Raw genomic sequence first — 17,621 nt, 5'->3', positions numbered from 1 at the left:
CTGTGATAGAAACGTTCATTTCAGCATCAGGAGAGGGTACATATTATGAAATTTGTCGTAGTGGATCTGGAGACAACCGGCGTTTCCCATGAAAAGGGAGACCGGATGATACAGCTCGCCTACAGCGTGCTGCAGGAAGGAGCGATCACACACTCCTATGATACGTATGTACACACAAACGTACAGATACCTGAGTTTGTCGAGCATCTGACCGGCATTGAGCAGCCTCACCTGGATCATGCCCCGCAAGTCGATGACGTGCTTCCAATTCTGCTTCAGGAATTAGAAGAAGCATATTTTGTGGCCCACAACGTAGACTTCGATCTGGCTTTTCTAAATGAATCGCTGGAGGAAGCTGGATACACCGCGTTTTCCGGACCGGTCATCGACACCGTCGAGCTCGCGCGCCTGATGTATCCTTCAGAGGAAAGCTACCGACTATCGGACTTAACAGCCTCCATGCAGATCACTCATGAGCATCCGCATCGGGCAGGAAGCGATGCATGGGCATCAAGCAGGCTGCTGCTGCAGATGATTGAAGCAATGTCGGAGCTTCCGCCCGCTGCGATCAAACATCTGCTTGCGCTGGAACCTGCGCTGAAAAGTGACCTGCGTCCACTGCTGGAGAGCTTGTATCGCAAAGCAGAGGTAGCAGATGGGCTCGAAGAGTATCGAGGTATCGCGCTCCGGACTTCTTTGGAGCGGGTAGTAGAAGAGAGGAAACCAGGAAGTTTTGCCTCCTTTCTGGAGACCTGGGAGGAAAAAGCAGCAGCTGCGATTCCCTCGTTTGTGAGCCGGGAGGGACAGAATGACATGATGTCGTTCGTGCATCGCAGTTTTTCAGAAGACAAAATTGGTCTCGTGGAAGCGGGAACAGGTACAGGCAAAACGCTTGCCTATCTGCTGCCCGCCGTTCATCATGCTGCTTCAAACAACAAAAGGGTCGTCATCAGCACAGAAACCATCCAGCTGCAGGAGCAGCTGCTGTACAAAGAAATCCCGGTTGTTCGAACGATGCTTTCATACGACTTTCAAGCCGCTTTGTTAAAAGGGCGCAGTCACTATCTCTGTCTCCAAAAGCTCGAGCAGGTGCTGGAGCATACGCTGGAGGATAGTTACGAGATTACCCTTTCGAAAGCACAGCTGCTGATATGGCTGACGAAAACAGAAACGGGGGATCTGGAGGAAATCCAGCTGGCTTCTTTGTCCGATCGGTTTTACCGCATGATTGCGAGTGACAAAGATTCCTGTGCAGGACCAGAGTGTCCCTGGTTTTCCCGTTGTTTTTTTCAACGGGCGGCCCGGTCGGCACGCCAGGCGGATTTGGTCATCACGAACCACGCTCTGTTGTTTACGGATGTCGTGCACGGGGCGAGTTCGATGCCGTCTTATCAGTCTCTTGTCATCGATGAAGCTCATCACTTAAAAAAAGCGGCGGAGCGGCAGTACCGTGCTCAGCTTCATTATACAGACGGTACTGCACTTTTTAATGAACTGCCTGCTGCTGAAGCGGACTGGAAAGAAGCGGCCGGAGCATTAAGGATGGAGTGGAACGACTTGTTTCACGCGCTTGCCGCTGCAGCGGGACGCGGAGAAGGTACGACGGACACCGGTGACAGAACGAAGCAGCTTCATCGTGATGGGGACTGGGAAGAGCTTCGAGAGGTCAGCAGCCGGACAGAACGTGGACTGATGCGCGTAACGGAGATGCTGAGAGCGAATGAAGAAGACCGGCTTCTGCAGGAATTTGAATCACTTGCGGCAGCACTGCAGGTGTTTTTTGGAGAATGGGAAGAATCCTTCGTGTACTGGATTGAACGTCCGGACAAAGGACCGAAACAAGCGGTAACGTTGACGGCGAGCCCCGCAGATGTTTCCGACACGCTCGCTGACCATTTTTTCTCCAAGAAAAAAAGCGTCATCTTAACGAGTGCGACGATGACGGTCAATCAATCTTTCTCCTATTTGATTCGGGAGCTTGGGCTCGAAGATTTTGAGCTCGCCGAGAAGCTCGTCGCTTCCCCGTTTGACTGGAAAAATCAGGCTGCCTTATTTCTCCCGACCGATATGCCGATGATACAGCAGGATGGAGAGGAAGTGTACATTGAAGCGCTGACTCATGCTGTCTACCAGTTCTCTCAAATAACAAACGGGAGGATGCTGGTTCTGTTTACTTCCTACCAGATGCTGCGCCGCGCCTACCAGCAGCTGACCAAGGTGATGGATGAATCCTACCTCGTTATCGGTCAGGGGATCCAGTCCCGGAGCCGGTCGAAGCTTGTAAAAATGTTTCAGCAGTTTGATCACACGATTCTACTCGGGACAAGCAGCTTCTGGGAAGGGGTCGACATCCCGGGAGATGACCTGCAGATGATTATTATGGCACGGCTCCCTTTTTCCCCGCCGAATGATCCTTTATTCCAGGCGAAATCCGAGCGGCTCAAAGAAAAAGGCGGTTCTCCTTTTATGCAGCTGGCACTGCCGGAAGCAGTGCTCCGGTTCAAACAGGGATTCGGCAGGTTGATCCGTACGGAATCCGACCGCGGGATTGTCATGGTACTCGACCGACGCATTCAAACGGCACGTTACGGGAAAAAATTCATTGATTCCCTTCCAGACGTTCAGGTGGAGACAGCTCCTCTGCATGAATTGGAATTGAAAACAAAAGCCTGGCTCGGGAGAGGGGAGGAGAACGAATGACGATACATGCGTGGAAACATGTCTGGATTGTGGAACCCGGCAAAGCTCCTCTTTACGGCAACTTTGTCATTCAAGAAGAGACGATTCTAGGTTCAGGAGATGTCGATATCCCTGAAGGGGCTGTGGTCCACGAGGGAAAGGGGCGGTGGATACTGCCCGGATTTGTGAACACACATGGTCATGCGGCGGCCTCTCTCATGAGGGGGGCTGGGGATGACATGATGCTGCAGGACTGGCTTGAACAAGTGATGTGGCCGAGAGAAAAGCAGATGAACGAACACCATGCTGCTGCAGGTCAGGATCTTGCGCTGGTCGAGATGCTGAAAACGGGGACCACCACGTTCCTGGACATGTATCATCTCGGAGTGAGACGCCTGGCTGAAAAAACGGCGGAAATCGGCATGAAGGCGGTGATTGGCCGCGGGATGATCAGTTTCGGCAGCGACAGCGCGAATCAGGCGAAACTGGAGGAAACCCGTTCCCTTATCAAGGATTTCCATGGATATGACAACCGCCTGCGGGTCTGTGTGGCTCCTCATGCCCCTTATACCTGCCCTCCCGCCTTTCTGCAGCAGGCCTCTGAGCTTGCGCATACAGAGGGCGTGCTGCTTCATACACACTGCGCAGAAACGACGCAGGAAGTCCGGCAGCATATCAAGTCGTACGGACTGCATCCGGTTGATCATCTCTATCAACTTGGCCTTTTTGATAACGAGCTTCTTCTTGCTCATGCAGTCCACGTGCAGGATTCGCATCTGGAACTGATGGCTGCACACCGAACGGCTGTTGCTGTTAATACTGTTTCCAATGCGAAACTCGGGTCAGGCATCCCGCCTTATGTGAAGATGAAAGAAAAAGGAGTGCGTACCGGGCTCGGCACAGATTCTGCTGCCAGCAACAACAACCTCAGTATGATCGAAGAGATGCGGTTCACAGCAATGCTGCCGAAAGCGTACGAACAGAACCCTGCCGCGACACATGCAGGTTCCGTCTGGCAGGATGCCACGGTCCATGGAGCGGACATACTCGGATTTCCCGGGAGTGGCAGCCTGGCGCCCGGTTCGCCGGCGGATTTTCTGATTGCGGATCCGCAGCAGAGTTTTTCCGTCCCTTTTTCACCGGAGAAAGCTGCTTCGCACCTTGTCTATTCGATGCAGTCCGACGCGGTGAAAAGTGTCTGGATATCCGGAAGAGAACTCATGAGGGAGAGGGAACTTTTAACTCTGGATGAAGAAAAGGTACTGTATGAAGCAGACAAAAGTGCAGCCGGCTTGCTATAATCAAGAAGGAAGCCCGAAGGAGGAATCAGGATGGATGATGAGATCAAATTGTTAAATAGAGCCACGTTTCAAAAGTCCAGCGATGCGTATAAAATTGTCGATGTGCTCAACCGGACACTCAAAGACCGGGAGCTGATGTTTGGACTGGCACTCGATCCAGAAGATGAAGAATCGATGATTCTCTCCATCTATGATACGAAGGGAACGAATGACTCATGAGAATCCTGATTCTTGTCATCCTGCTGCTGACGGCTGCAGGCGGAGGCATGTTCTATTATACGTACCAGGCATCCCAGTCGCCGTTGGAAGAACGTCAGGAAGCGGCTTTGCAAACCGCATCGGCAGAAGCCGCTGTTGCAGAAGTGCATGCCGTCGATTTTTATCACGGGGACGCCTCCTACCAGGTTTTTGACATCACCAATGAAGAGGGGATCCGTCAGTTTATCTGGGTTGAAGAAGAGCCGGATGACCTGGAAGAGGAAGCAGGGGACGAAGAGGAAGCAGCATCCGACTGGGAACCGTCTGTCGTGATCCGCGATGCAGAAGCCGGCATTTCCCCGGATGCCGCGAGGGAAACCGCAGCGGCGGAAGCGTCCCCTGTCCAATGGCGTCATACGAAGCTGGGGATCCGTGGAGGAGAACCGGTCTATGAAGTACACTACATCAACGAGGATGAGCAGTTCGGCTACCTGTACGTTTCTTTTGAAGATGGGTCCTATGCCGGCAGTTTTCATTTCGCTGAGCAGCCGCTGTAGAGCTGCTTCGGCATTTTATTCTGATGAGGAGGAGAGATACACTTGAAATTTTCCAGTAAAGTTGAATCCATAACCCCGTCGTCGACCCTTGCGATTACTGCAAAGGCGAAACAGCTGAAAGAGGAGGGTCATGATGTCATCGGGCTCGGTGCAGGCGAACCGGATTTTAATACACCGGACTACATCATCGAGGCAAGCTGTCAGTCGATGAAAGACGGTCATACGAAATATACGCCGGCTGCAGGACTGCCCGCGCTGAAAGAAGCCATATGCACAAAATTCAAAGAAGATAACCATCTTGATTATCAACCGGAGAATATTATTGTTTCTACTGGGGCGAAGCATTCCCTGTCCTCGATTTTTCAGACGATTCTGCAGGACGGCGAAGAAGTCGTTATTCTGACTCCTTACTGGGTCAGCTATCCAGAACAGGTGAAAATTGCCGGAGGGATTCCGGTATACGTTGAAGGGAAAGAGGAAAATCAGTTCAAGGCTACGAGGGAGCAGATTGCCGGAGCCTTGTCACCGAACACGAAGGCGTTGGTGATCAATTCACCGTCCAACCCGACAGGAATGACGTATTCGGAAGAAGAACTTCGTGAAATTGGGGAGTTGTGCCTCGAAAAGGACATCCTGATTATTTCTGATGAAATTTACGAAAAGCTTCTTTATGACGGCCAAAAACACATATCAATTGCCCAGCTTTCTCCAGAGTTAAAAGAGCAGACGCTGGTCGTCAATGGCGTATCCAAATCCCATTCTATGACCGGCTGGAGAATCGGCTATACGGCGGGACGGGCAGATATCATCAAAAGCATGTCGAACCTGGCGAGTCACACGACATCGAACCCGGCGGTCATGGCTCAGCACGGAGCGATTGCTGCCTACACAAAAGAGGACGGTTCTGTCGAGACGATGCGTCAGGCATTTGAAGAGCGGCTGAACACCGTCATCGACAAAGTGAATGATATACCGGGATTCAGCTGTCAAAAGCCGCAGGGGGCGTTCTACTTGTTCCCGAATGTACGTGAAGCGGTAGAAGCAAGTCCGTACGCGAATGTGAATGAATGGGTGGAAGCTCTGCTGGAAGACGCCAAGGTCGCTGTCGTACCAGGGGATGGCTTTGGTTCTCCGGATAATATCAGACTGAGCTACGCGACGAGCCTGGATCAGTTTGAGGCAGCGCTGGACCGGATCGAAACTTTTGTGAAAAATACAATGAATCAATGATGCTGGATGGAGGGTCTTTTTTTGAAAACAACGATTAAACAGATTGGCAGTCATGAAAACGAAGAGGTCACGATCGGCGCCTGGTTGGCGAATAAACGATCCAGCGGGAAAATTGCATTCCTGCAGCTGCGGGATGGGACGGGTTTCATTCAAGGCGTTGTCGTCAAGAGCGACGTAGGAGAGGAAGCGTTTCAGCAGATCAAAGAGATCAGCCAGGAAAGCTCGCTGTATGTCACCGGGGTGGTCAAGGCGGACGACCGGGCTCCTTCCGGGTATGAACTCGGGGTGACAGGAGTGGAAGTGATCCACGAAGCAGTTGATTATCCGATCACACCGAAAGAACACGGAACGGAATTCCTCATGGACCACCGCCATCTATGGCTGCGCTCAAAAAAGCAGCATGCGGTTATGGTAATTCGTAATGAAATTATCCGGGCTACCTACGAGTTCTTTAATCAGGAAGGATTCGTCAAAATTGATCCGCCGATCCTGACGGGCTCTTCCGCAGAGGGGACGACGAATCTGTTTCATACGAAATACTTTGACGAAGATGCCTATTTGTCTCAGAGTGGCCAGCTCTATATGGAAGCTGCAGCTATGGCATTTAATAAAGTATTTTCGTTCGGTCCTACTTTTCGAGCTGAAAAGTCGAAGACACGCCGGCATCTCATCGAGTTCTGGATGATAGAACCCGAAATGGCATTTATGGATCATGAAGAGAGCCTGGAGCTCCAGGAACAGTATGTCTCGTTTATCGCGGAAGCAGTACTCGCGAACTGTGCACAGGAGCTGGAAGCGCTCGAGAGAGACACGGGGGCACTGGAAAAAATTCAAGCACCATTTCCGCGCATCAGCTATGACGATGCAGTAGCGTTTCTGCAGAAGGAAGGACATGAGATCGAATGGGGAGAGGATTTCGGCGCTCCGCATGAAACAGCGATCGCCGAAGCGTATGAGAAACCTGTCTTTATAACAAATTATCCGAAGGACATTAAGGCATTTTACATGAAGCCGCATCCGGACCGGGATGATGTAGTTCTCTGTGCAGATTTGATCGCACCGGAAGGATACGGAGAAATCATCGGCGGATCTCAGCGTATAGATGATGAAGCACTGCTGCAGCAGCGGTATGATGAACATAACCTGTCTGCAGATGCTTATCAGTGGTATATGGACTTGAGAAAATACGGCTCCGTGCCTCATTCCGGATTTGGTCTGGGATTGGAGAGGACGGTAGCATGGATCGCCGGTATAGAGCATGTCCGGGAGACAATTCCGTTTCCGCGTCTGCTCAACCGTCTCTACCCGTAAGCTGAAGAAGGAAAGGATCGATGCAGATGAAACGAGCACAAGCTGTTCAATGGATGCAGCAGCGCCATCTACAGATTCCCGCACTGCTGATAAGCCATTACAAGGAGCTGGGATTGAATGACGCTCAATTTACAGCGCTGCTCCACGTCATTCAGTGGAAGGAGGAAGGAGTGGAACTTCCTTCCCCCCATCACCTGGCAGAGCGGATGACAGCCGACGAACAGGAGTGTTCCAGACTGCTGAACGGACTTTGTGCTGCTGGTTTTCTTCAAATTGAAGAAATGGTCATCCAGCAGCGCAGAACAGAATGCATACTGACCGATCCGCTTTATGAGAAACTGTACGATTATCTCTGCAGCGAGGATCAGCAGCAGGAGGACGAAGAGCGGCGCATGCTGGAAGGACGACTTTTCTCTAGTTTTGAAGAGGAGTTCGCCAGACCACTGACACCGATGGAAATGGAAATGATCTCGATGTGGCTGGATGAGGATGGTCATTCTCCTCAGCTGATTGAAGGCGCTCTTCGCGAAGCCGTCATTTCGTCGAAAATCAATTTCCGCTACGTCGACCGCATCCTTCACGAGTGGAAGCGAAGCGGTATTCAGACCCTCGATCAGGCAAAAGAACACGGGGAATCCGTGCGGCGTCATCATAAAAAGAAAGCACCGCAGCAGTCATCAGTCAAACCTGCTCCAGGATACAACTGGCTGGAGGGCGGGTCCTCCTTATGCTGAACAAGACACAGATCAGAAGAGTACTGGACACGTTTGAGTCGATGTATCCGGATGCGGACTGTGAACTGACGCACAGCAATGCTATGGAGCTCACTGTGGCGGTAGTTCTGTCGGCTCAGGCAACGGATGCGCTCGTGAACAAAGTAACGCCGGATCTATTCCGAAAATACCGTACGCCGGAAGATTACCTTGCCGTGCCGCTAGAGGAACTGGAGAACGACATCCGGCGGATCGGCCTCTTCCGGAGTAAAGCGAAGAACATTCAGAAGCTCTGTCGTGCGCTGCTTGATGACCATGACGGTAAGGTACCCCGGGAGCGGGACGAATTGATGAAGCTCGCCGGCGTCGGCCGGAAAACGGCGAACGTCGTTGCTTCTGTGGCTTTTGACGAACCGGCGATCGCCGTTGATACCCACGTAGAACGTGTAAGCAAAAGGCTTGGCTTATGCAGGTGGAAGGACTCGGTACTGGAAGTAGAGAAAACATTGATGAAAAAAATACCGGAATCAGAATGGTCGGCTACTCACCACCGGATGATTTTCTTCGGAAGGTATCATTGTAAATCCCAAAAGCCGTCCTGTCCGGTATGTCCGCTCCAGGACATCTGCCGGGAAGGGAAAAAGCGTATGAAGCACGTATCGGGTGAATAAGCTGCACGCTCTCGTTCGTCTTCTATCATGCCGACAGGCAGAGTCTTGCGCCAAAAGTTCCAAATAAGAAAAAACGCTTCCGATGATCCCAGTGGATTGTCGGAAGCGTTTCGTTTTTACATAGACATAACACAGCAGGCTCATAGCCAATCATTCCCAGGCTTCCTGGCGAGAGTCGTCGTCAAAGAAGGTTCTAAAATATATGTTGGGGTGTGGAAACAACGTTTACGCCGATTTCCTTCGTTTTCGGCGGACGCTTGTCAAGGGGCGCTGCCCTCAACGATCATTCGCGGAGCGAATGAGGATGTTCGGACTGTGCTCCTGCGTTTACTCGTCGCAAGAAAACCGGTCGCTGCTTCTGTACCGTCGCCTTCTGCTCGGGCACGCCAAAAGCCGTATGTCATCTTCTTTTTTTAAGAGCGGGATAAGGTCAATCGGCGTCCGGTGACGCTTATGATAGTTTAGAAACAAAGGATTCCTGCATCACCGGCGCCCATGGCAGGTAATTCGTCAGGACATCGGCTTCCAGGGAAAGCAGGTTCGGATCTCCAAAAACGACACGCCGGAAGCAGAATGCTTCCGGCGTGCTGACAGCTGCGCGGACGTGCTGGGCTCGTTTCCTGGCTGTAAGCCCTGTTATTGATTGTTTCCGTTGCTCGTAGTCTCATTCGAATTGTTGTTAGTGCCGGCTTCGCTGTTGTTTTGACTGTTTTCATCGGCACTGCTGGTAGAGGCGCTGCTATTGTTCTGGTTGTTACCATTTGAGCTGCTGGTAGAGGCGTTGCTGTTATTCTGGTTGTTACCATTTGAGCTGCTGGTAGAAGCGTTAGCGTTGTTATTACTACTATTATTATTGTTACTGTTTGTGGCGTTGTTTTCCACGCCGGAGGTCTGCCCGTTACTGCTGTTTTCACCTCCGGAGTTATTCGCTGGTGCGTTGTTTTGAGGGGCGTTGTCCGCACCGTTATTTTCGGGTTCAGCTGTATTTTCTTCCGGTGCCTCCACGTTATTTCCCTCATTGTCCGTCTCGTTCGTACCGTTGTTGTTATTGTTCATGTTGTTATCCTGGTTTTCGTTGGCGTTCTCTTCTTCATTCAGGTCGTTTGGTTCGTTGTTGTTGTCGTTGTTCTCTTCCATGTTCTCATTTTCTTCTTCTAACTCATCATCCGGAATGGTAACCTGAACTTCAGCTGCATCGCCGGCGGAACTGCCGTCATCGGCATCCACTGGGGTTACTCTGATCGTATAGGTGCTTCCCGGCTGCGGATTGGTGAAGGAGAAGGACATGGCATCGGTTCTTTCTTCAGCCTGTACCGAACCATCTGAAACTGCTTCTACGTTGAAGTTAAAGAATTCAAGCTCTTCTTCCGGGAAACTCCACGATGCTTCAATAGAATCAGATGCTTCGTTGTAGGAGGCTGATAGATTCTGAATACCGGAAGCTTCTTCTATTTCGAATTCCTCTGAGACGCTTCCCGGCTCCGTCCCTCGAACAAAGAGCTCCTGAATAATCTCACTCTCCGGTGTAAAATCACTTGGCAGCATGCCCGTCGCGGCTTCGATGTCCATTTCGATCACGGAATCCGGTCTTGTAAAGCTGCTGCTGTTTTCATCATGGGCGAAATTCATCACTTCCTGGAACAAGTCCTGTGAAATATGGTGTTCGTTCGCTGCACGATCAATATACCCGTCGTTAAAGCTCGGATAGCCGGTCCACACTGACGTCGTCAGTTCTGGTGAATAGCCGACAAACCAGGCATCAGGAATGGCATCGGCATCCGCCGGAATTCCGTATTGTTCCCGGTCCTCATCCTGGAAGTTCGAAGAGCCGGTTTTACCAGCAACATCAAAACCGTTCATCTGCATTCTCGCAGCTGTTCCATCGGTGATGACATCCCGGAGCATGTCGGTCACCATGTAGGCGGTATAATCATTCATCGCATTCGTTCCTTCCGGTGCCAGATCGATTTCCTGACCATCCGGAAATTCGACCCGGGTGACGGTATGAGGTTCGTTATACACTCCTCCACTGCCGAAGGCTGCATAAGCGCCGGCCATTTCCATGGAGGAGGCTTCATTCGTTCCGAGAGCGAAGGATTCATTCATCGTCTCGAAATCCATGCCCAGCCCGCGGGCAAAGGATTCACTATTGTCCATCCCCGCTTCATTCAGTGCTTTGACTGCAGGGACGTTCAAAGAGTCCCGGAGTGCTTCCCTCATGGAAACATCACCACGATGACTGCGGTCAAAGTTACGCACTTCTCTGTCTTCGGTCTGATACTGATATGGTTCATCTGCAATTTGTTCGTATGTGGACCACTGCTCTACGTCAATAGCGGGGCCGTAGGAAAAAATCGGCTTGGCCGTAGAGCCGACCGACCTGGAAGGATTCGTGGCCCAGTTATAGCCGCGCAGGGTTTCGGACGCTTCCCGGATGCCGCCGATAGCCTGAACTTCTCCACTTGCAGTATCCATCACGGTAACACCGGCCTGCATCAGTTCATCAGGAAACTGAATGACCTCTCCGCTTTGAATCAATCCTTCAACATGGCTCTGAAGGTCCTGGTCGAGGTTCGTGTGAATCGTTAATCCCCCAGTATAAATATCGGACGATTCGATACCGTCAATCGCTTCCACTTCATTCAGCACCTGATCGATATAGGACTGGTAGGCATTCGTGTCACGTTCGGTCTGTTCCAGCTGTTCGGAGACAGGCACCGCTTTTGCGGCCTCTCCTTCTTCTTCCGTGATTTTATCATAGTGAACCATCTGATTGATGACGACATTACGACGGTTCTCTGCCTGTTCCGGATGATTGAACGGATTGTGTGCGTTCGGACGCTGCGGAATTCCTGCAAGCAGAGCAGCATCTTCAATGTTAAGCTCTGACAGATCTTTGTTGAAATAATAGTTGGACGCTTCGACAATACCGTAACGGCCGTCGGAGAAGTAGATCGCATTCATGTACATTTCCAAAATCTGATCTTTTGTATACTGCTGTTCCATTTGAACGGCAAGGTACTGTTCCTGCAGCTTTCTGGTCATCGTTTTATCGAAATCGAGGAACAGGTTTTTCACCACCTGCTGCGTAATGGTGCTCGCTCCCTCAGCGCCGAAGCCGCCGCGGACGTTCGCTAACACGGCACCGCCGAGGCGGCGGATATCAACACCGAAGTGGTCGTAGAATCGTGCATCTTCAATGGCGAGAACAGAATCGATCATCACCTGCGGCACTTCTTCTATGTCTGCAGAGCGTCTGTTCTCAGAAGACTGCAGCGTCGTAATGACTTCACCCTCCCGGTCCAGAATCTCTGGATTCTGTTCGAGTGTGAGCCGGTCATGGTCCAGAGGAGGAGCATCCCGAATGATGGCGAATGCGGTAATACCTCCTGCGACAATACCGACGGCAAGAAGCAGCAGCAGGGCTATCAGCGTCTTCTTAATCAGGCCTCGGCTTTTTTTCTTGTTCTTTTCCGGTTTTTTAGATGTTTCCCGTCTTTTCTTTCTGGACAGCTCTTCTGCCATCACTCATCTTCCTTTCTGTCTTGACTGTCGATGTAGTCATCCACAGCCTTGAGAAAATCGATCCTCGGCAGAAAACCGACAGGTACATGATAGCCTGCCGCTTCAATGTCTTTTTTCGGAATGGATTTTCTCGTTTTATCTTTATTTTCGTACCAGTCGACGATCACGGCTGCAGGAACAAGATAGACTTCTTTGTGTGCGCGGAAATGCATCAACAGAAAGCATGTTCCGCCGTGGGCTTCTGCCTGCTTCATGTGATCAATCTGATGAGCATGAATGTTTTTCAGAGGAAAACTCGTTTTGTTGCGCGTTTCCTTCGCTTCAAAGTCGACATAGCGGCCCCGGTAAACCCCATTGAAATCTGTGGTGGACGGCTGCTGAAAATACGCTTCCGTCACTACCGCTGCACTCCGTTTCGGGTAGTGCACCCGCACAATCTGCAGGGGGGTTGGTTTCTTGTGAATCACCGCTTTGTCTCTGGCAAGATAGAACGCACAGGACTCCTGAATATCCTCTTCAAAACGCATTCCCCGGTTCGAGAATGTGTTCTCATGTTGTTTGACGTTATTTTTATCTGTGGAGATACGCTTTTTAACAAATTTTTTTCCATTCGGATAATGTATAGTCAACTTGCTTCCCTCCAGACCGCTGGAATCATCCATTAATGGTATCACAACAAACAGCGGAGGCAATACTATCGCAGGAAAATAGAGAATTTGTTACAATCGCTCTGAGGTGAACAGCATGAGCACATATAGCAGATTAATCGAATTAACGGTCGAGTTGAAAAAGAAGACCGATGAGGCAAAAACGTATTTTGAACGGCACCGTCTCGGTGGGGAAGAAGCAGACTTTTATCAGGACGTCAAACCGTTCGCCGACAGCGTGAGACAAACAGTAGAGGAATGGGAGCCGCTCGTAAGAAGCATGATACAAACGGAGAAGCCAGCGTATCTGCATGAGCAGCAGATCGATACGATGCTCGAGAACATGGAGATGGCAGCTGTTACCTGCTTCCAGCAGGATACGAAGAAGAAACGATTCCAGGAGCGGTATAAATCCATTCATTATACGCTGTCCATGGTTGAACAGGCGGTGGAAGCATGAAGCTGTTGAACGCAGCAATTCTATTGCTGCTTCTCACTGCCTGTGGCGGGCAGGGGGAGTGGGAGGATGATAACCGGAATGCAGAAGATGAAGAAGCGTTTATTCTCAGCTATCTGGATGACTGGGAAGAGAGCCTGGAAAGTGGCAGCTTCAGCTACATGGAACCGTATTACATTCTGAATAACCACGGGTATCACAACGAACGCCGCTATCATCAGCAGCTCGTTTCCTCGAGAACCATCGAGAGAGTAGCAGCGGTAGAAGAGACAGTGCCTGAAGTTAATGAGTACGAGGAAGAGCGGATCCGGATGACGATCACGTATGAAATTGAAGAAGGCGGAGCGGTCACGGAAGAAACGAGAACTCGTTTTTTCTATCTCGGCGAAGATGATGGCGAGCCTGTGATCGAAGCAATTGGGAGAAGAAGTGATGAGGACGAATAAAGAAGAGGACCGCCCTGATGGATGTCAGGGGCGGTCCTGCCGGGACGAAGCGAAGCGGAGCTGCAGTCCCGGGTCATCCGGTTTCGTATGAAGCATTAAATGCGCTCGATGTCGAAGACGCGGAATCCTTCTTTTTCCAGATGCTGCACGAGCTGATCAAGCAGGGCCTCGGTTGTTTCTTTCGGCAGCGTGACAATCACTCTTCTGAAAAACGTGCTGTCATTATCGAGTGTCATCATGCTGTGAATAGTGGAGAACTTTTTGATGCTGTCCATAATCGTACTTAATGCACCTTGATACTCATGAGTGGAAATGGTCATTGTGTAATTTCCTCTCTCAATGCCCCAGGAGTCTTCCAGCAGCTCCATCACGTTAGCGTGCGTCAAAATGCCGGAAAAACGCTGCTGTTCGTCGATGACCGCAAGGTAAGGGTAGCGTTTAATGTTTGTGAACACTCGAAAGAACGATGCCTGTTCGTCAATATGTACAAATTCATCTTCGACTAAGGAAAGAATGTTGTCGGTCTCGCTGCTGTCGTTATACAGCAGCTCTCTGTAAAGCACCTGCGCATAAATATTGCCTTTAAACTGTGTGCCGGTTTTGTCGAGAACGGGAATACAGCGGTACCCGCTTTCTTCGAGTGTTTTTCTTGCTTCAGCGACCGTCATCTGATCATGGCAGGTGACGACGTTTTCTGCCGGAATGATATTGTACTTAATTTTCATGTTATTCAACCCTTTCTTTTTTACCCTGAGTTTCTCTATTATAGAACAAACAAGGCAGCATTGGAAACCTGTTTTCCAGTTGTATGGTATGATAGTACTGTTGAACAGGTCGAACGAAGAGGCTGCAGATTGAAAAAGCAGAGATAGTCTGCGGATGGAGGAGACGATCATGGAAGCATGGATCATCATTGATTATACCGAAGATTTTGTTGCGGATGATGGAAGGCTGACGTGCGGAGAGCGCGGTCAAGCCATCGATTCCGCAGTGGCAGGGCTCATTGAGCAGGCAGTGGAACAACAGGACTTCCTCGTTTTTGCAGTGGATGCGCATGAACAGCAGGATCCTTGGCATCCTGAAACGAATTTGTTCCCGCCGCACAACATTATTGGCACAAAAGGCCGGCGTCTGTATGGACAGACTGGTGAGACGATGGCTGAACTGGAACCGGAGCAGTATTATTGGATGGATAAGTCGAGGTACAGCGCTTTTGCGGGAACGCCGCTCGCACAAAAGCTTCGCGAACGGGGAATTACGTCGATCCATCTGGCCGGCGTCTGCACCGATATCTGCATCCTGCATACCGCGGTGGATGCATATAATCAAGGCTTTGATATGACGATTCACGCCGATGCAGTAGAGAGCTTTGATCCGGAAGGACATGCCTGGGCGCTTCGTCATTTTGAAAATACGCTAGGGGCCGTAGTGGAAGGAAAAAAACAGGATTGACCAATGGATTGGCAGGGTACGTCTGCAGTAGGAGGGATGCTGAATGGAACTGCATGGAACTAGAAAAAAGCTGGAAGATGTAGCGCACGCCGCCCAGGAATTGAAGAACTCCTATTTACGGCTGGACGAAAATGCGAAACAGGAATTCAAAATCGGATACCACATGGAAGTCGAAGTGGATGAACTTGCCAGAAGGCTCTTTGAATGGTCAGAAACACAGCTGGAGCGTAAGCACGGAGAAGAATAACCGTCTGCTTCTGCACGTAGATAAACAAGGTGCTTCACCGGCGGCCGTCCCTGGCAGACACTGGGACGGCTCTCGCTGTGTGAGAGGAAGGAGCATGAATATGCTGATTGATATAAGCCAGTACATAGAAGAAGCGATGGAAGTCTGGCCTGGGGATGAAGCGGTACAGTTTCGGACTACCATGTCCATCTCGGAAGGGGAGGCGGTTAACGTCTCTGCTGTCACGATGAGCACGCACACAGGCACGCACATGGATGCCCCTTTTCACTATGATCAGGACGGTATAACCATTGAGGACGTCCCGCTTGATGCCTGTATCGGCACGTGCAGGGTCATCGAAATGTATGGAGAAGACACCATAACTGCAGCACATTTGGAGAGCCACAAGCCTTTCTCCGAAACACGGCTGCTGATTCGAACGAGTGATCATGGACATGGATACGAACAATTTCCTGTTCTGACGGCAGAGGCCGTGCACCTTTTAGCGGAGGAGGGGATCCGGCTGATCGGCATTGATGGTCCTTCCATAGATCCGCTTGAAAGCAAGGTGCTGCCGGCCCATCATGCCTGCCGGGAGAACCGCATCATTATTCTGGAGGGGCTCCGCTTCCGGGAGGCGCGGGCGGGAACGTACGACCTCGCAGCTCAGCCGCTGGCATTAAAAGGTAGAGACGGTGCCCCGGTCCGGGCTGTATTGAGGCCGGTCACCGTATGACACAGTACTGGTTTTTCTATACCCCGCTCTGCGGCACCTGCGCGACAGCGTCAGCCTGGCTTGATATACTGGAAGCATCGGGGGATATTCAAGTAGAAAGAAAAAATATCAGCGAGTATCCGCAGACGGCTGTGGACTGGGAAATCACCAGTGTTCCCTGCCTGATGAAGACGGTAAACAATATCCCTGAAGCGCGGATGTACGCTATGCAGGATATTACAGCGATGTATGAATTTTTAACGAGGTGATGAAATGACAGTACCAGCATTTACGCTGCCGGAAATAACAGGAGAACAAGAATGGTCGCTCGAAGACTTTCAGGGGAAGCCGCTTCTTTTGACGTTCTGGGTCTCCTGGTGCCCTGACTGCCAGAGAGATCTGGAAGCAAAGCGTACATTATACGAAGCGATGACGTCTAGTGAACTGCAGGTCGTCATGATTCATGTCCCCGGCCGTGAAGGAAGCAGGGAAGCAGGGCTGGAGCACTACGAAAAGCAGGAGTATCCATTTTTATCTCTACAGGATGATGGGCAGAAAACGTACGATGCCTACCAGGCAATGACGCTGCCGACGACCGTGGTGGTGAATAAAAATGGAGGACTGGAAGCGAAGTTCCATGATAAGTCCTCCATCCAGGAAATGATGCCGGCTATTGCGAATGTTATGATGTAGGCAGGGATCCGTTCCGGTAGACATGTTCGAGCAGAGGGACTGCCTGGGCCGGATAGCCGGTGTCGTGAAGGTCCTGAACCGCCTGGTCTACATTATACTGAACTCTTCTGTGTTCCGTATGGATCCCGCTGTCCGTCCGGTGGATGATAACGTAGGAAGCGGCAGGGTCCCCATCAAATGGCAGACCGATGCTTCCTGTGTTGATGATTTTTCTTCCCGCCATATGACGCTCATGGGCCGTGTGGATGTGACCATAGGCAAAAAACTCTGCCTGCGGATGGGCATCAAACCAGGATTCAAAAGCTTCTGACGGTGCGTCGGCCCGGACCGGTGGAAATGGATCCTCCGGTTCAGCATGAAAGGCGAACAGCCGCCGCTTGTTTGTAAGCGGGATATCGAGATGAACCGGCAGCGCGTGGAGGTAGCTGATGTCATCACTGCTCAGCTGCGAAGCAGTAAACGTCTGTTCGACTCTCATCATCTCCAGAGCAGCGTCAGGCACTTCACCATCCTTGATCCCGCGGACCGTCCATAAATCTGCATTGCCGACAATGACACGATCCGTTACCGAACGAACGAGGTCGAGCGAAGCTTTCGGCTTCGGTCCTCTAAAAGCAATATCACCGAGACAGATGTAATCAGATACGCCCGCGGATGATGCGTCTTCTAATACAGCATGCAGGGCCTGTTCATTCCCGTGAATATCAGATAAAAGTGCAGTTTTCATGTTATCCTCTCCTTCAAAGCATTTGGTGATACTGTATCAGAGAAGGACAGAGAGGACCAGTCGAAACTGCTGT

19 protein-coding genes are annotated in these 17,621 nt (G+C 50.9%); 15 read left to right on the top strand and 4 right to left on the bottom strand.

What is annotated here, in order from left to right:
• Positions 1-45 precede the first annotated feature (45 nt).
• The 8 genes from G477_RS18445 to nth are packed head-to-tail and all read left to right on the top strand — an operon-like array spanning position 46 to position 8,660.
• On the top strand, positions 46-2,700 hold the full coding sequence (locus G477_RS18445) for a helicase C-terminal domain-containing protein (protein WP_051287604.1): 2,655 nt from the start codon (positions 46-48) through the stop codon (positions 2,698-2,700).
• Complete coding sequence (locus G477_RS0101965; RefSeq protein ID WP_026696505.1) at positions 2,697-3,980, top strand: amidohydrolase; 1,284 nt, start codon at positions 2,697-2,699, stop codon at positions 3,978-3,980. The genes G477_RS18445 and G477_RS0101965 overlap by 4 nt, the downstream gene beginning before the upstream one ends.
• A 30-nt stretch (positions 3,981-4,010) precedes the next feature.
• Complete coding sequence (locus tag G477_RS0101960; protein ID WP_026696504.1) at positions 4,011-4,199, top strand: YpmA family protein; 189 nt, start codon at positions 4,011-4,013, stop codon at positions 4,197-4,199.
• Positions 4,196-4,735, top strand: coding sequence for a DUF5590 domain-containing protein (locus G477_RS0101955; protein WP_026696503.1), 540 nt, complete (start codon positions 4,196-4,198; stop codon positions 4,733-4,735). Before G477_RS0101960 ends, G477_RS0101955 begins: the two co-directional genes overlap by 4 nt.
• Before the next feature lie 42 nt (positions 4,736-4,777).
• A complete protein-coding gene (locus tag G477_RS0101950; RefSeq protein ID WP_026696502.1) occupies positions 4,778-5,965 on the top strand; it encodes a pyridoxal phosphate-dependent aminotransferase in 1,188 nt (395 codons plus the stop codon).
• 21 nt (positions 5,966-5,986) lie between these two features.
• Positions 5,987-7,276 (top strand): asparagine--tRNA ligase, encoded by a 1,290-nt coding sequence (gene asnS / locus G477_RS0101945; protein ID WP_026696501.1) that lies wholly within the window; start codon positions 5,987-5,989, stop codon positions 7,274-7,276.
• Between the two features lie 26 nt (positions 7,277-7,302).
• The gene (locus G477_RS0101940; RefSeq protein ID WP_026696500.1) at positions 7,303-8,010 is read left to right on the top strand and encodes a DnaD domain-containing protein; all 708 of its coding nucleotides are present in this window, start codon (positions 7,303-7,305) and stop codon (positions 8,008-8,010) included.
• A complete protein-coding gene (gene nth / locus G477_RS0101935; protein ID WP_026696499.1) occupies positions 8,004-8,660 on the top strand; it encodes an endonuclease III in 657 nt (218 codons plus the stop codon). Before G477_RS0101940 ends, nth begins: the two co-directional genes overlap by 7 nt.
• A 636-nt stretch (positions 8,661-9,296) precedes the next feature.
• On the opposite strand, the gene G477_RS18440 is transcribed toward nth, so the two are convergent.
• Positions 9,297-12,185: a penicillin-binding protein 1A gene (locus tag G477_RS18440; RefSeq protein ID WP_051287602.1), complete on the bottom strand. Its 2,889-nt coding sequence runs from the start codon at positions 12,183-12,185 to the stop codon at positions 9,297-9,299.
• Positions 12,185-12,814, bottom strand: coding sequence for a Holliday junction resolvase RecU (recU, locus tag G477_RS0101925; RefSeq protein ID WP_026696498.1), 630 nt, complete (start codon positions 12,812-12,814; stop codon positions 12,185-12,187). Before recU ends, G477_RS18440 begins: the two co-directional genes overlap by 1 nt.
• 115 nt (positions 12,815-12,929) lie before the next feature.
• Here recU and G477_RS0101920 point away from each other — a divergent pair, with 115 nt between their 5' ends.
• Together G477_RS0101920 and G477_RS0101915 are read left to right on the top strand one after the other, a co-directional pair.
• Positions 12,930-13,292 carry a YppE family protein gene (locus tag G477_RS0101920; protein ID WP_035210860.1) on the top strand — a complete coding sequence of 121 codons (363 nt, stop codon included), beginning with the start codon at positions 12,930-12,932 and terminating at the stop codon, positions 13,290-13,292.
• A complete protein-coding gene (locus G477_RS0101915; protein ID WP_026696496.1) occupies positions 13,289-13,735 on the top strand; it encodes a hypothetical protein in 447 nt (148 codons plus the stop codon). The genes G477_RS0101920 and G477_RS0101915 overlap by 4 nt, the downstream gene beginning before the upstream one ends.
• Before the next feature lie 95 nt (positions 13,736-13,830).
• On the opposite strand, the gene cbpA is transcribed toward G477_RS0101915, so the two are convergent.
• On the bottom strand, positions 13,831-14,460 hold the full coding sequence (gene cbpA, locus G477_RS0101910) for a cyclic di-AMP binding protein CbpA (RefSeq protein ID WP_026696495.1): 630 nt from the start codon (positions 14,458-14,460) through the stop codon (positions 13,831-13,833).
• A 169-nt stretch (positions 14,461-14,629) separates the two neighbouring features.
• On the opposite strand from cbpA, the gene G477_RS0101905 reads away from it, so the two are divergent.
• The 5 genes from G477_RS0101905 (at position 14,630) to G477_RS0101885 (ending at position 16,821) form a co-directional block, all read left to right on the top strand.
• A complete protein-coding gene (locus G477_RS0101905; protein WP_026696494.1) occupies positions 14,630-15,187 on the top strand; it encodes a cysteine hydrolase family protein in 558 nt (185 codons plus the stop codon).
• Between the two features lie 43 nt (positions 15,188-15,230).
• Entirely contained in the window at positions 15,231-15,434 is a 204-nt protein-coding gene (locus tag G477_RS0101900) for a hypothetical protein (protein ID WP_026696493.1), read from the top strand.
• A gap of 100 nt (positions 15,435-15,534) precedes the next feature.
• Positions 15,535-16,149, top strand: a complete 615-nt coding sequence (locus G477_RS0101895; protein WP_051287601.1) for a cyclase family protein — start codon at positions 15,535-15,537, stop codon at positions 16,147-16,149.
• The gene (locus tag G477_RS0101890) at positions 16,146-16,397 is read left to right on the top strand and encodes a thioredoxin domain-containing protein (protein ID WP_035210857.1); all 252 of its coding nucleotides are present in this window, start codon (positions 16,146-16,148) and stop codon (positions 16,395-16,397) included. Before G477_RS0101895 ends, G477_RS0101890 begins: the two co-directional genes overlap by 4 nt.
• 4 nt (positions 16,398-16,401) lie before the next feature.
• Positions 16,402-16,821: a TlpA disulfide reductase family protein gene (locus tag G477_RS0101885; protein ID WP_026696490.1), complete on the top strand. Its 420-nt coding sequence runs from the start codon at positions 16,402-16,404 to the stop codon at positions 16,819-16,821.
• Here the strand turns inward: G477_RS0101885 and G477_RS0101880 are convergent.
• Complete coding sequence (locus tag G477_RS0101880) at positions 16,811-17,548, bottom strand: metallophosphoesterase family protein (protein ID WP_026696489.1); 738 nt, start codon at positions 17,546-17,548, stop codon at positions 16,811-16,813. The genes G477_RS0101885 and G477_RS0101880 overlap by 11 nt on opposite strands.
• Between the last annotated feature and the right edge of the window lie 73 nt (positions 17,549-17,621).

The sequence above is a fragment of the Alkalicoccus chagannorensis DSM 18086 genome (genome assembly GCF_000429725.1).
Classification (GTDB): domain Bacteria; phylum Bacillota; class Bacilli; order Bacillales; family Salisediminibacteriaceae; genus Alkalicoccus; species Alkalicoccus chagannorensis.
This window is presented reverse-complemented; position numbering and strand designations above follow the sequence as displayed.

Bases quoted from the DNA above. Each gene is read 5' to 3' on its own strand.
- G477_RS18445 (WP_051287604.1), top strand. From the start codon at position 46: ATGAAATTTGTCGTAGTGGATCTGGAGACAACCGGCGTTTCCCATGAA.
- G477_RS0101965 (WP_026696505.1), top strand. From the start codon at position 2,697: ATGACGATACATGCGTGGAAACATGTCTGGATTGTGGAACCCGGCAAA.
- G477_RS0101960 (WP_026696504.1), top strand. From the start codon at position 4,011: ATGGATGATGAGATCAAATTGTTAAATAGAGCCACGTTTCAAAAGTCC.
- G477_RS0101955 (WP_026696503.1), top strand. From the start codon at position 4,196: ATGAGAATCCTGATTCTTGTCATCCTGCTGCTGACGGCTGCAGGCGGA.
- G477_RS0101940 (WP_026696500.1), top strand. From the start codon at position 7,303: ATGAAACGAGCACAAGCTGTTCAATGGATGCAGCAGCGCCATCTACAG.
- nth (WP_026696499.1), top strand. From the start codon at position 8,004: ATGCTGAACAAGACACAGATCAGAAGAGTACTGGACACGTTTGAGTCG.
- G477_RS18440 (WP_051287602.1), bottom strand. From the start codon at position 12,185: ATGGCAGAAGAGCTGTCCAGAAAGAAAAGACGGGAAACATCTAAAAAA.
- G477_RS0101920 (WP_035210860.1), top strand. From the start codon at position 12,930: ATGAGCACATATAGCAGATTAATCGAATTAACGGTCGAGTTGAAAAAG.
- G477_RS0101915 (WP_026696496.1), top strand. From the start codon at position 13,289: ATGAAGCTGTTGAACGCAGCAATTCTATTGCTGCTTCTCACTGCCTGT.
- cbpA (WP_026696495.1), bottom strand. From the start codon at position 14,460: ATGAAAATTAAGTACAATATCATTCCGGCAGAAAACGTCGTCACCTGC.
- G477_RS0101905 (WP_026696494.1), top strand. From the start codon at position 14,630: ATGGAAGCATGGATCATCATTGATTATACCGAAGATTTTGTTGCGGAT.
- G477_RS0101900 (WP_026696493.1), top strand. From the start codon at position 15,231: ATGGAACTGCATGGAACTAGAAAAAAGCTGGAAGATGTAGCGCACGCC.
- G477_RS0101895 (WP_051287601.1), top strand. From the start codon at position 15,535: ATGCTGATTGATATAAGCCAGTACATAGAAGAAGCGATGGAAGTCTGG.
- G477_RS0101890 (WP_035210857.1), top strand. From the start codon at position 16,146: ATGACACAGTACTGGTTTTTCTATACCCCGCTCTGCGGCACCTGCGCG.
- G477_RS0101885 (WP_026696490.1), top strand. From the start codon at position 16,402: ATGACAGTACCAGCATTTACGCTGCCGGAAATAACAGGAGAACAAGAA.
- G477_RS0101880 (WP_026696489.1), bottom strand. From the start codon at position 17,548: ATGAAAACTGCACTTTTATCTGATATTCACGGGAATGAACAGGCCCTG.